The organism is Vibrio caribbeanicus ATCC BAA-2122 (assembly GCF_000165125.1).
Lineage (GTDB): Bacteria > Pseudomonadota > Gammaproteobacteria > Enterobacterales > Vibrionaceae > Vibrio > Vibrio caribbeanicus.
Genome location: NZ_AEIU01000002.1, coordinates 85607 through 97969, shown reverse-complemented (window position 1 = coordinate 97969; position 12363 = coordinate 85607). Strand labels below are relative to the sequence as shown.

13 protein-coding genes are annotated in these 12363 nt (G+C 41.8%); 2 read left to right on the top strand and 11 right to left on the bottom strand.

All coding sequences use genetic code 11. The annotated features are described in order from the left end of the window. Window positions 1-4: 4 nt before the first annotated feature. The 5 genes from RH40_RS00435 to htpX all read right to left on the bottom strand — a co-directional run bounded on the left by RH40_RS00435 (window position 5) and on the right by htpX (window position 4366). Entirely contained in the window at window positions 5-772 is a 768-nt protein-coding gene (locus RH40_RS00435) for a DUF1365 domain-containing protein (protein ID WP_009599258.1), read from the bottom strand. A 1-nt stretch (window position 773) separates the two neighbouring features. Further along, the gene (locus tag RH40_RS00430; RefSeq protein ID WP_009599257.1) at window positions 774-2054 is read right to left on the bottom strand and encodes an NAD(P)/FAD-dependent oxidoreductase; all 1281 of its coding nucleotides are present in this window, start codon (window positions 2052-2054) and stop codon (window positions 774-776) included. Between the two features lie 10 nt (window positions 2055-2064). After that, a complete protein-coding gene (locus RH40_RS00425) occupies window positions 2065-2793 on the bottom strand; it encodes an SDR family NAD(P)-dependent oxidoreductase (RefSeq protein WP_009599256.1) in 729 nt (242 codons plus the stop codon). Then, the gene (locus RH40_RS00420; RefSeq protein ID WP_009599255.1) at window positions 2790-3209 is read right to left on the bottom strand and encodes a nuclear transport factor 2 family protein; all 420 of its coding nucleotides are present in this window, start codon (window positions 3207-3209) and stop codon (window positions 2790-2792) included. Before RH40_RS00420 ends, RH40_RS00425 begins: the two co-directional genes overlap by 4 nt. A 290-nt stretch (window positions 3210-3499) precedes the next feature. Next, window positions 3500-4366 carry a protease HtpX gene (gene htpX, locus RH40_RS00415; protein WP_009599254.1) on the bottom strand — a complete coding sequence of 289 codons (867 nt, stop codon included), beginning with the start codon at window positions 4364-4366 and terminating at the stop codon, window positions 3500-3502. A 559-nt stretch (window positions 4367-4925) separates the two neighbouring features. Between htpX and RH40_RS20875 the strand changes: the two genes are divergently transcribed. Further along, entirely contained in the window at window positions 4926-5093 is a 168-nt protein-coding gene (locus RH40_RS20875) for a hypothetical protein (protein WP_009599253.1), read from the top strand. 38 nt (window positions 5094-5131) lie between these two features. Here the strand turns inward: RH40_RS20875 and bioD are convergent, their stop codons facing one another. Genes bioD through bioB form a run of 4 tightly spaced genes read right to left on the bottom strand, consistent with a single transcriptional unit; the run spans window position 5132 to window position 8796 of the window. Beyond that, window positions 5132-5812 (bottom strand): dethiobiotin synthase, encoded by a 681-nt coding sequence (gene bioD / locus RH40_RS00410; RefSeq protein ID WP_009599252.1) that lies wholly within the window; start codon window positions 5810-5812, stop codon window positions 5132-5134. Continuing rightward, complete coding sequence (gene bioC, locus RH40_RS00405; protein ID WP_009599251.1) at window positions 5812-6615, bottom strand: malonyl-ACP O-methyltransferase BioC; 804 nt, start codon at window positions 6613-6615, stop codon at window positions 5812-5814. Before bioC ends, bioD begins: the two co-directional genes overlap by 1 nt. Next, window positions 6612-7757, bottom strand: a complete 1146-nt coding sequence (bioF, locus tag RH40_RS00400) for an 8-amino-7-oxononanoate synthase (protein ID WP_009599250.1) — start codon at window positions 7755-7757, stop codon at window positions 6612-6614. The genes bioC and bioF overlap by 4 nt, the downstream gene beginning before the upstream one ends. After that, complete coding sequence (gene bioB / locus RH40_RS00395; protein WP_009599249.1) at window positions 7744-8796, bottom strand: biotin synthase BioB; 1053 nt, start codon at window positions 8794-8796, stop codon at window positions 7744-7746. Before bioB ends, bioF begins: the two co-directional genes overlap by 14 nt. Window positions 8797-8928: 132 nt before the next feature. On the opposite strand from bioB, the gene bioA reads away from it, so the two are divergent. Continuing rightward, on the top strand, window positions 8929-10215 hold the full coding sequence (gene bioA, locus RH40_RS00390) for an adenosylmethionine--8-amino-7-oxononanoate transaminase (protein ID WP_039953918.1): 1287 nt from the start codon (window positions 8929-8931) through the stop codon (window positions 10213-10215). A gap of 39 nt (window positions 10216-10254) precedes the next feature. Here bioA and RH40_RS00385 read toward each other — a convergent pair whose 3' ends face one another. After that, window positions 10255-10923, bottom strand: coding sequence for a DUF2057 family protein (locus RH40_RS00385; protein WP_009599247.1), 669 nt, complete (start codon window positions 10921-10923; stop codon window positions 10255-10257). Between the two features lie 71 nt (window positions 10924-10994). After that, window positions 10995-12065, bottom strand: coding sequence for a porin (locus tag RH40_RS00380; protein WP_009599246.1), 1071 nt, complete (start codon window positions 12063-12065; stop codon window positions 10995-10997). Window positions 12066-12363: the final 298 nt, after the last annotated feature.

Below are 12363 nucleotides of genomic sequence, written 5' to 3'. Positions count from 1 at the left end.
CTGATTATTTTGCCTTGTTTTCGGGCTGCGGTGATTCTGTTTTTTGATACTTGGGGTGAGAATAAAAAGGCGCTCCTTTGAGCCATAGCTTAAGCGCATGCCAGTAAATACCTGCCGTCACTTTTACCGCCATTACTGGCGTAGTGATCAAAAGTTTTAGCAGTATTCCAGAACTGAATGCGTGTCGCTTCATCGAAAGAGTCGCATCAAACTCTTTAGTCTCTCTATGGCACTCTAGATGCAAAGAGAGGTGCTTACCTATGGGATGGATACGCCATTGATATCGCTGCTCTATGGGATTGAAAGGAGAAACATGAAACGCTTTACTGTGTTGCCAAGATGACGTATCCGTTGCGTCTAAGAGATAATAATGACGCTCGTTCCATGGCGTATTGCTAACCTCTGCAAGTAAATATCGCCACTGGCCATCATCATCATAAACATAGTAAAAATTAACCGGACTAAAATAGATGCCGAAATACCTGAGGTGTACTACTGCTCTAACAGAACCCGAAAAACAATGCCCCCCTAACTCTTTAACCTTCTGGAATACCGCCTGTTTAATGTCCCCTGTACCTAAGTAGTCCTCCCGACGAAACCTAGCCCAATGCCACCACTTACGGCCAAAACAAAAGACTGATTTCTCGAGTGATACGATTTCATCCAAATCAATACAAGGCATAAAAAGCTGGTAGTTCAATGCATGAGTTACTGGCGTGAACCGGCGATGCCTTACATTACCTGACATTAAGCAACTGTTTGAACCAGACATCTTATGCCGCTCCCCTAGAAACTTCGATATCATCGACTTCTTGAATGCCCCTTACGACATCTAAGGCACTCCTAACACCATCTTCATGAAAACCGTTATACCAATAAGCACCGCAGAACCAAACGCGATTTTGACCGCTTATTTCCTCTCTTCGTCCTTGAGCATCAATCGTAGTTTGGTTGAATACAGGGTGATGATAGACAAATCTACGGATAACTTTATCATCATCAATACGTTGGCTACTGTTCAAAGAAACACAAAACGTTTCCGGTGCATCAATGTGTTGAAGTATGTTCATGTTGTAAGTTAGCGTAGGCGCGCGCGTCTCTTGTGCACTGCTACCATCGAGCCAATAATTCCACGAAGCCCATGCAGCTTTTCTCTTTGGCAATAAACTGGTATCTGTATGAAGAATAACGTCATTTGCTTGATAGGCTAAATCCTTCAAAATAGATGATTCTGTAGCTGATGCGTCTATCAATATCTGAGCGACCTGATCGCTGTGGCATGCAAAGATAACCTGATCATAGCGCTCAAGATTGCCGTTGCAGAGAATACTAGCCCCATGTTCATCGCGAACAACAGATTCGACAGGGCTATTGAGGCGGATCTGTCCGGAAAATCCTTCTGTGAGAGGGGTAATATACTCTCTTGAACCACCATTGATAACGTACCACTGTGGACGATTTGTTACATCCAGCAATCCATGGTTGAGGAAAAAGCGAGCAAAAAAATATAAAGGAAACGCTCGCATGTCTGCGAGTGTAGAGGACCATATAGCAGCGCCCATCGGCAATATATAATTATCACAGAAAAATTCGCTAAAGTTGTTGGTTTCGAGAAACTCACCTAGCGTTTCCTGCCCCTTTATGGGCTGGCTTGCAACTTGTTTTACTTGCTTATTGAAGCGTAAAATCTCAAAAATAAAACGATAAAACTTTGGATTGAACCAATTTCTCTTTTGAGCAAACAACGTTGTGACAGTATGACCGTTGTACTCCAAACCGTTTGAATCATTCCTAACACTAAAACTCATCTCACTTGGCGTACCTTTGACTCCTATCTCAGTCATGAGCGCCATAAAGTTAGGATAGGTTCTATCGTTGTATACAATAAACCCGGTATCCACCGCATAACTCTTATTGTTAAGTTCAACATCAATAGTGGCAGTATGCCCACCTACGTAGTCATTGGCTTCATATAGAGTGATATCATGCTCGCGATGCAAGTGATAACCGCAAGTTAAACCCGATATTCCCGACCCTATTATGGCTATTTTCATAGTAACGTTCCTATCCTCGTGACACTAGTTTAGAAGTGATCCGGTTTTGCCAACCATATGGAAGTAAACCGATTAAACGTAATATTGTGGTAAAGGTTTTCGGGAAGTAGATATGCTGTTTACGCTTCTCAATTCCCTCACGAATCTCTCTCGATGCTCTTTGTGTAGATACAAGCATCGGCATCTCAAATGTGTTTTTGTCAGTTAAAGGAGTTTTAACGAAGCCCGGGTAAATAACCGATACAAGAACACCTTTGGCCTTCAGATCGAGTTGTAATGTTCTTGCCAGGTAGCTTACAGCAGCTTTCGATGAGCCGTAGGCTTCTGCTCGGGGAAGCGCAACCTCGCTAGCTATAGAGCCAACAATCGCTATAACTTGACCAGATTGGAACTGTGATTGGCAGGCATTAATGGTATTAGCCAGCCCAATAACATTGATGTCAAAGATTCTCCTAAAGAGAGGCGCATCAATACGGCCATCATCGATATACTCACAGTCACCGGCATTCAATAACCATACGTCAGGTGTTTTTTCCAATGAAGACAGAGCATTTATCGATGCCTCTAAATCAGTGATATCAAAGGCAACGCCTTGCAGAGTTGAATGTGCGGCTTCTAGCTCGTCTAGAACTGATTCATTTCTACCACAAGCGTAAACATTCCAACCACTTTCGGCGTAATCTTTAGCTAACTGAAGGCCGATACCAGAGGTGGCACCAGTGATCAATACTGTTTTCATTGCCCTAGCCTCTGCTTAATTGTCCTTATGATCCCGCCGAGTAGTGGAACGTTTTCGTATATCATTTCTCCCATGTCGAAGTAGTCCCTCTGGTAAATCACTTTATCTTGGTGAAACTTTAGATGGCTAACACCATTAACAAAAACGGTATTTCCCCTAGATAACTTGGGGTGCTCTAAAAACATCTTCCAGATTAAAAACCCAGTGTCTCCGGTCTGCTGAGCTTCGGATATCTCAAAATCACACCGTCTAACATTTTCGTACAGTGCTTCAAAGTATTCGTGTAAAGCATCAAAGCCCTCGATACGATGAGCTGCGTCCTCGAAAAGGACGTCGCTATGATAGACCTGAGACAGCAGGTGGAGGTTTGACTTACTTAACTGTTGGTAAAACTCGCCAACCGATTGGACATCCATTCTTTTTCCTTACCTCTAATTGTACATTTTTTATTTTTGTACAAGATTTAGTAAATGTAGACGATTTAAAAAAGTTGTACAAACTAATTTTTGTATAAGTTTGGCCATTTTGTACGACTAAAGATGTTAATACGATCAAAAAAAAAGCTTGGTTATAAACCAAGCCTTTTCAACATATTAAAAGTGTTAATAACTAGATGATCACAAGAAAGAACGGGGATTAACGTTACTATTTTATAGTTTCAATTCTTCGGTATTCCCTCGTTCTGGGTCGAGCTATTCCTTCTAATTTAGTGGTAGTTTTTCAATGCCTCTATTCTTTTATCTAGCGGAGGATGACTCATCAAAAGTTCGGTCATCGACTTTTTACCGTTGATTCCGAAAGCCATCATCGAGCCCTCTAATTGAGATTCATGACTCACTTTGAGACGCTCAAGCGCTGCTATCATTTTGTGCTTCCCGACCAGTCTGGCAGCGCCTGCATCTGCATGAAACTCTCGATGCCTGCTGTACCACATAGTGATAAAGCTTGCTAAAAAACCGAAGACAAGTTCAAGAACAATACTGACGCCAAAGTAGACCAGCATATTGGAACCTCCCTCCTCATCACGATCGTTGGAAGCCACAAGATTGGCAATAAAGCGCGAAAGGAAAATAACGAAGGTATTAACCACACCTTGAAGAAGCGTCATGGTTACCATATCACCATTGGCAATATGACTTACCTCGTGGGCTAAGACAGCTTCTGCCTCATCACGAGTCATATTTTGTAACAAACCTGTTGAGACAGCGACTAAAGAATCATCCCGTTTAGCACCTGTTGCGAATGCATTAATATCGGCAGAATCATAAATCGCAACAGTCGGCATACCTATACCAGCCTGCTGGGATTGACGGCCAACCGTCTCAATTAGCCAATGCTCCGTCTCGTTTCGTGGACTTTCAATAACCATCCCACCGACTGAACGCAATGCCATACCTTTTGACATCATCAGTGAAATAAAGGATCCACCAAAACCAAAAACCGCCGCCATAACGAGCAGGCCAGATAAACTACCTGGCTGAAGGCCTGTAACTGCATAAACGATATTTAAAACAACACCTAAAACCAAAACAACGGCTAGGTTGGTAATAAGGAACAACATCACCCGCTTCATTAAATTTCTCCAATAAGGGAACACTATTTAACCATTTCACTGATGGCTTTCGCTAAACACTTAAACTTAAGTCACTCAAATATACCTAGCTTTAATTGGAGGTATACATTGATATAGATATAGTCTAACCATTCAAAAAACAAGGTTCGCGGAGAAATTGCAACATTTAGTTTCTGAGTCTAACGCAGTAGTCTTAAGGGATGCTGTTACAGTTTGAAGCCACGTTAAGCATGCATCATCTTCATTTATTCTGTAGTCAGCCGCTGATTAAATAAAAATTCAAAGCTTGACGAGAAATTAAGGTTAGGTATGATAAAGATAATCAGTCTCAAGTTGCATATATCGACCGTCTTTTTAGTATAACCTTAATTACTTACCGCGGCATATGTAACCTCTAGCACTCACTAACTGAATATTGACAAGATATTTAGGTTGAAAATTCGAGCGAACACATAAAATTGTCAATTAATCTATCAATTTAGACTTTAGTCGTATTGTGTCATTCGACAGAAATGATAATTTGGTCTGGTTCGTTATCCAAGGATGGGGAATAAGAATCGTGGTAAACACTAACGACTATCAAATGGCTATTGATATGCTGCGTTGTCATCTAGGACTTTCTGAAGATGAAGCAAAGCAACATCTAGGATTATCAACTGAAAATAATGAATACAAATGTGTCATTGAAACACATAAAGAGTTGTCAAATCTAGAATCCGAAAGGTGAAAAAAGGGGCTTCCCTCACGAAGCCCCTTTTTTTATATTTATAATATCGAGGTCAGGTCAATGTAGCTCCTGAGTTCCTCTGTCATCACCGACCCATTGAGAAAAGGGATCTCCCCTAAAAGTGGTGCCTCCAGTTTTTCACTTAACATCGTCACCATTTCAGCATAGTGCTCAGTGTCTGGTTTCAGTTGGTTTGCTACCCATCCTACAATATCGACTCCGTCAGAACGAATCGCATCTGCCGAGAGTACAGCATGATTTAGACACCCCAATTTGATGCCCACCACAAGTATCACTGGAATTTTTTCCAACTTAACCCAATCAGACAGATAAATTGTTTCTGATATGGGCACGCGCCATCCTCCTGCTCCTTCGATTAACACCATATCTGTATTACGCTCATTTTCAGCCAGCTTCTGATTAATCAGATCAAAACTGATATTTACGTTATCGGACTTCGCAGCAATATGGGGAGAGGCGGCAAGTTTAAGTGGATAAGGATTTATATTTTCATAAGCTAACTTAACACTGGAAAATTTCTGCAAATAATTAGCATCGGAGTTTCTCAAACTCCCTGACTTCATCTCACAACCCGCTGCAACTGGCTTATAGCCCACAGTACGATACCCACGACTATTTAACCAAGTCAGCAATGCTATAGAAGCCACGGTTTTACCCACATCTGTGTCCGTTCCAGCAATAAAGAATTTCTTTGCCATTACTGAATCTCCCCAATGCAAACACGATAAGTTGCAGGCAATTTACCATTATTGTCGCGAAAAACCTGATAAGCTTCTTCTAGCCCCTCTAACATGGCTTTCTTTGTCAGACCCGTTGCTTTCCCGCTCACATGAGTTGCACCGATGCCTTTTAAATCTTTTAAAAGTTCAATAGAACTGTCATACCATAACTTGTTCACGGGTAAATCCAGATTGTATATCTTACAATTAGCCCTCTCTAACCCAAGGTTTAGATCTTCTTCTTTTAGAAACTCATTAACATGTCGGTTAAGGTCAATAGTTTCCCACGCGGATTTTAACTCGTGCAAAGTGCCATCAAGTAACGTCGAAAAGTAACAACGCCCATCGTGCTTGAGAATTCTTTTACACTCTTTAAAAGCCAAGCAAAGATCTTCACACCATTGCAACGCCAGACTCGAAAAGATGAAATCAACACTATGGAAAGCAATAGGTAAATTCTCTGCATCTGCTCGTATGTAAACTACTCCCTCATGACCACATCGCTCTGTCGCTTTCAGAAGCATTTTCTCTGATAGATCGACACAAATGACATTCGCACCGCGCGCTTTCAGTTTGAGAGAAAAATAACCAGTCCCACATCCCAAATCTAGAACAGTGGCTCCCTCCAGATTTGTTGGCATTTTTTCTAATAATGCTTCTCCAACCTGGCGCTGAAGTAACGCGTGATTGTCATAAGTACTAGCCGCGCGACTGAATGCATTGGAGATTCTAGTTTTGCAGCTAGCACTGCTAAGCTCATACTCTGCAATTCTTCCTTTCATTTTGAGTCCTTTAATACTGACTTGAGTGTTTTGGTCAAGGCAGTGATTTGATCTTTGGTATGTGTTGCCGTGAGGGTTACTCTCAGCCTAGCGCTGCCTTTCGCCACTGTCGGTGGACGAATCGCTGTTAACCAAAAACCTTGTTTTTTCATTTGCTCTGCGATGTGAAGTGCTCTCCCCGTCTCCCCGACAATAAGTGGTTTTATCGGAGTAAGGGTGTTTATCGACTCACAAAAGTCGCTGAGTTTAACTTGGTATAAGTACGATAATTCAGCTAATTTTTCGCGCCGCCAAGATTGCTCTCTGACCATATCGATGGAACGACATATGGCAAAAGCTTGAGCAGGAGGTAGCGCTGTTGAATACACATAATGTTTTGCAAACTGAGTTAAGTATTCGCCAATTAATTGATTACATAATATTGCTGCTCCGCTAACTCCCAACGCTTTACCAAAGGTCACGATCAAAATATCAGGTTGGACACCGGCATAATTGCAGCTCCCTCTGCCCTCTTCTCCTAGTACACCAATACCATGAGCATCATCAACAACTAAAAGCCCCTGATGCGCCATGAGACTCTTTATCTCAGTCAGTGGCGAAAGGTCACCATCCATACTAAAAACACCTTCAGTAACCACCATACACTCACGATCTAGGAGTGTTTTGAGGTGTGAGAGATCATTATGTTTAAATCGTTTCATCTGTGCGGGCGAAAGTAGGCCTGCTTCGATAAGAGAGGCATGATTCAATTTGTCTTGTACGAGCAAGTCGTTTTCCGCTAACAAAGTGAAAAGCACTGCCTGATTGGCTGCGAATCCAGAAGAAAAAAATAACGCTCGCTCAAATCCAAGCCACTCACACAGAGATTGCTCTAACTCTTGATGAGCCTGACTAAATCCAGTAACTAGAGGAGATGCTCCACTTCCATTTCCATATAGATCGATGCCCTTTTGCCACTCTTTCATCAATGTCTTGTCGGTGGCTAAACCCAAATAATCATTGCTAGAAAAATTGAGATAACAATGCTGAGAATGGGAAAATAATCGATCGTTTCGACCTTTTATCGGCACCACATTACGCAATAGGTCTCTATCCCTGCGCTCCGAAATTGCCTGCTTGAACCTTTGATTAAAGGCTAGCATCGTAAAATAAATCTTCTTGTGTTGGTCTGGCGGCAACCCTTTCAACTACCCGATCTAGTAAGTCGTTTTCTTCTATTTCATCAGGTTTTTGTGAAACTTGCTGATGATTGATTCCAAGTTTATTGAACAGCTGCATATCCTTGTCTTCCGAAGGATTCGGTGTAGTGAGTAGCTTGCAGCCATAAAAGACTGAGTTAGCCCCAGCCATAAAGCATAGAGCTTGCATTTGTTCATTCATATTCTCTCGCCCTGCTGATAAACGTACAGCAGACATTGGCATCATGATTCGAGCAATTGCAATGAGGCGAATAAAATCAAATGGCTCAACATCATCGACATTTTCTAGTGGTGTTCCTTTCACTTTTACTAGCATATTAATAGGGACACTTTCCGGTTGGGTAGGAAGATTAGCAAGCTCGACCAGTAACCCTGCTCTGTCATTGGTGCTTTCTCCCATTCCAATAATACCACCAGAGCAAATTTTCATACCTGCATCACGGACATGAGCAAGCGTATCCAAACGATCTTGATAGGTTCGAGTCGTAATAATACTGCCGTAAAACTCAGGAGAAGTGTCAAGGTTGTGGTTGTAATAATCTAAGCCAGCGTCGGCTAATGACCTTGCTTGCTCGGGTGTTAACATCCCGAGTGTCATACAAGTCTCAAGTCCCATTCCTTTAACGCCCTTGATCATTTCTGTTAGGTGAGGCATGTCTCGTTGTTTGGGGTTTTTCCATGCAGCACCCATGCAAAAACGAGTCGAACCTGCACTTTTGGCTTTCTTTGCCGCATCGAGCACACGTTCTACTTCCATGAGGCGCTCTTTTTCAATGTCTGTCGTGTAACGTGCGCTTTGCGGACAATATTTACAATCTTCAGGGCAAGCTCCAGTTTTAATTGAAAGCAATGTGCTGACCTGAACGTGATTGTGCTGCTGATATGCTCTATGAACTTGCTGCGCTTCAAATAACAAGTCCATAAAAGGTTTTTGCATCAATTGACGGACCTGCTCGATCGTCCAATTATGTCGAACTTCCACGCGTATTCCCTTAATTATTCTTAGGTTAAAGACTTGGATAGTCTATTCACATACGGTAAGCTGTCAACGAATTAATTTTCCCATGGTTTACATTTGAGCAAAAAATACACAATGCATTTAGAAGAAAATTGTATCGACCTTGAGTTTGACCGCCGCCATATATGGCATCCCTACACCTCAACGCTGACACCTCTGACCTGCTACCCGGTTACACGAGCAGAAGGCGTATATCTTCACCTTGAGAATGGGGAGAAGCTTATTGACGGTATGTCCTCTTGGTGGTCAGCAATACATGGTTATAATCATCCTAAGCTCAATCAAGCCGCTCATACACAAATCAACCAGATGTCCCATGTCATGTTTGGAGGGCTTACTCATCAGCCGGCGGTCGCGTTATGTAAAACGCTTTTATCTCTAGTAACTAATAACTTGCAGCATGTTTTCTTGGCCGATTCTGGATCTGTCTCTGTAGAAGTTGCCCTCAAAATGGCGCTGCAGTACTGGCACTCAAAAGATCAACCTAAATCAAAGTTTCTTACGCTACGCGATGGCTATCACGGTGATACTTTTGCCGCTATGTCTGTTACCGATCCAGACAACTCAATGCACTCGTTATACAAAGGTTTTTTACCTGAACACATCTTCGCTGACTCTCCCAACTCTGACTTTTGGGGTGTTTGGAATAAAAGTGATCTTGATGACTTTGAAAATAAGCTTGTACACAACCATCAAGACATTGCCGCTGTTATTCTTGAACCGATTGTCCAAGGCGCGGGAGGAATGCGAATTTATCACCCTGAGTTTCTTAAAGGAGTCCGTAAATTATGTGACCAATATGGAGTACTGCTCATATTGGACGAAATTGCGACTGGATTTGGGCGTACAGGAAAGCTATTTGCCTACGAACATGCGCAAATCGCCCCTGATATTTTGTGTGTAGGAAAGGCGCTTACCGGTGGTTACATGACGATGGCAGCAACTCTTACAAGCAAAGAAGTTGCCAATACCGTGTGCCGTGGAGAGGCTGGGTGCTTTATGCACGGCCCTACGTTTATGGCTAATCCCCTTGCCTGCTCAGTCGCTTTGGCGAGCCTTAATATTCTCAAAAACAATCAGTGGTCACAGCAAACCCACATGATAGAGAATATTTTTGCAAACGAATTACCTAAGCTGCGAGAGTATAAAATAGTTCAAGATGTGAGGTGGCTTGGCGCCATTGGTGTGGTAGAAACTAGGCTGCCGGTGGATATGGAAAGGATACAAGCCAGCTTTGTTAAGCAGGGAGTGTGGATAAGACCATTTGGAAAGCTCATCTATGTTATGCCCCCCTACGTTTCTTCCTCAGAAAATATTTATCACCTTTTAGCAGCGATAGAGAATGCATTGGACAACTCAGAAAATTTCATGCAGCCAAGGTGAGGTACAGATAGTCAAATCTGCACCTCTTAAATTCTATGGCTAGTCTTGTTCTATCATCCAACGCTTGAAGAGTTTACGCTCTTCTTTGCTTGCTTTTAGATACCAAAGTTTCAGCTCAAGCGTATTCTCTGTTTCATTAACACCTGACAACTTAACGGATGGTTTGGCAACGGTATTAGAAGGAGTTTTCAGTTGTTTAAGCTTAGCAAGCTCTTCTTTGAGTTCAACAACTCGGCCTGAATCAAACGCCAATCCATTGTCTTGGTTATACTTAACCACCAACGCGGGAATGTCTGCATAAGGAAAGGCACCATGTTTAGGAGGTAAGAGTTCTTGAGTATCTTTTACCGCTTTTCCATCCAGTTCGAACTGAAAAATGGCCGTTTTTTTATCTACATTGCGTTCTACTGTGCGATAACGTCGGCTCAGCAGATCGACTTTCAGTGTTTTCACATCCTTTAAGTCGAGCATCACGATATAAGGGCGTGCTGAATAGCGTTTACGTTTTGTGCCTTGGTTCAAGTCGCCATTAAATTCAAAAACAAATTGATTCTCACCCGATTCAATTTGCGTCTTACTTTCATCATACGCTTGACCATTGACTGCTTCTATCGAAATACCATTGGCCAAATCAATATCTACTGCAAAAACAGGTAGAGAAATAATACTAACAATAGAGGAAATACAAAAAGACTTAATGATATTCAAGATAATTATCCTTTTTACAATAGAAAAAGCCAACGCAAGAGCGTTGGCTTGATAATACTAATCGAATTAGATTAGAAAGTGTAGTATGCACCAACTAGGTATACGTCAGCGTCAAGGCCTTTACCAGTTGCTTGACCTGGAACTGATGCTCCGTCGAAGTCGTTACTAGTGTCAGCAGTTTGGTACTCAGTGAATACTGTTAGGTTATCCATTACAGAGTACTCAGCACCAACAACTAGGTTAGTAGTGTCGCCTTTTGCATCTGCACCAGTTTTAGTGACTTCATCAAGCCCCATAACGTCATAAGTTGCGTATAGACGAGTTTTGTCGATAGTGTACTGAACTGCTACGCCGTATGCATCACCGTCCATGTATTCAAACTTAGTTGTGCCAGATTTAGAACCGAATAGGCCATAGCTATTTACACCTTCAAACTGAGCATAAGTTGCTGCAACCATGAAGCCACCAGCAGTCATAGAAGCTGCTACACCACCTACGCGGTAGTCTACGTCTTTCGCTTGCTCACCACTTACAAATGAACCACCGATAGAGAACATGTCGTTGATTGCCCAGTCTAGAGAGCCACCGATTGTATTTTCTACGTCTTTGTCAGATACAGTGTGAACGTCAGCAACGAATACTAGGTTATCTGCAAGGTCAGCTTTAAGTACGATGCCGTTTCCTTTAGACTCGCTACGGTGACCACCTGCGTGACCGAAGAATTTACCTTCGTTAGTGATGTCGCCTTTCTCGATAGCGTCAGTTGAATCAGCAACGTCGCCTACTTCACCAACAGCTACAGTCCAAGAGTCTGCCTTAATACCAACGTACATGTCATCAAACACTGCTTTGTTATCAGTACCATCAACAGCGCCTGAAGAAGATTCAATTTCGAAAGAACCCATAACAGTTAGGTCAGCATTCAATTTGTGCTCAGCATCAAGTTGAATTTTTCCCCATGTAACTACGTTTGCATCTTTCTCTTCTCTTGTTCCTTGAGATTTTTCGATGTCGCTTTGAGTAACATATGCATCGATCTCACCTTTTAGAGATACTTTAGAAGCATCTGTTGCATAAATTTCGCCAGCATTTACGTTAGCTGCTGCCGCTAGAACTGAAAGAGCTACTAGAGTCTTTTTCATAATAATCCACTGCCTTTTCTATAGAATGGGAATCCTTTAATGGTTCCCTTTATGTTTTTTGATGACGATTTATTAACACGAAACAAATCGACGCCAGTTAATTTCGATACCTAGCTTGCAAAAGAATTCACTAAGTGTCAAATCTTCTAAAAATAATTAATAAAAAAACATAAAAACTTTAAAAAACAACAAGTTGAAATAAATTGAGATTGTTTTTTAGTCAAGTTATTAAACTATTCGCTTATTGTCCTAAATTATGGACAATAATGTCATTTAGATTTTTTGTCTGTTTAAATTA

What these genes read in the sequence shown, in the direction of transcription:
- RH40_RS00435 (WP_009599258.1), bottom strand. Translation starts at nt 772, where the DNA reads ATGTCTGGTTCAAACAGTTGCTTAATGTCAGGTAATGTAAGGCATCGC.
- RH40_RS00430 (WP_009599257.1), bottom strand. Translation starts at nt 2,054, where the DNA reads ATGAAAATAGCCATAATAGGGTCGGGAATATCGGGTTTAACTTGCGGT.
- RH40_RS00425 (WP_009599256.1), bottom strand. Translation starts at nt 2,793, where the DNA reads ATGAAAACAGTATTGATCACTGGTGCCACCTCTGGTATCGGCCTTCAG.
- RH40_RS00420 (WP_009599255.1), bottom strand. Translation starts at nt 3,209, where the DNA reads ATGGATGTCCAATCGGTTGGCGAGTTTTACCAACAGTTAAGTAAGTCA.
- htpX (WP_009599254.1), bottom strand. Translation starts at nt 4,366, where the DNA reads ATGAAGCGGGTGATGTTGTTCCTTATTACCAACCTAGCCGTTGTTTTG.
- bioD (WP_009599252.1), bottom strand. Translation starts at nt 5,812, where the DNA reads ATGGCAAAGAAATTCTTTATTGCTGGAACGGACACAGATGTGGGTAAA.
- bioC (WP_009599251.1), bottom strand. Translation starts at nt 6,615, where the DNA reads ATGAAAGGAAGAATTGCAGAGTATGAGCTTAGCAGTGCTAGCTGCAAA.
- bioF (WP_009599250.1), bottom strand. Translation starts at nt 7,757, where the DNA reads ATGCTAGCCTTTAATCAAAGGTTCAAGCAGGCAATTTCGGAGCGCAGG.
- RH40_RS00380 (WP_009599246.1), bottom strand. Translation starts at nt 12,065, where the DNA reads ATGAAAAAGACTCTAGTAGCTCTTTCAGTTCTAGCGGCAGCAGCTAAC.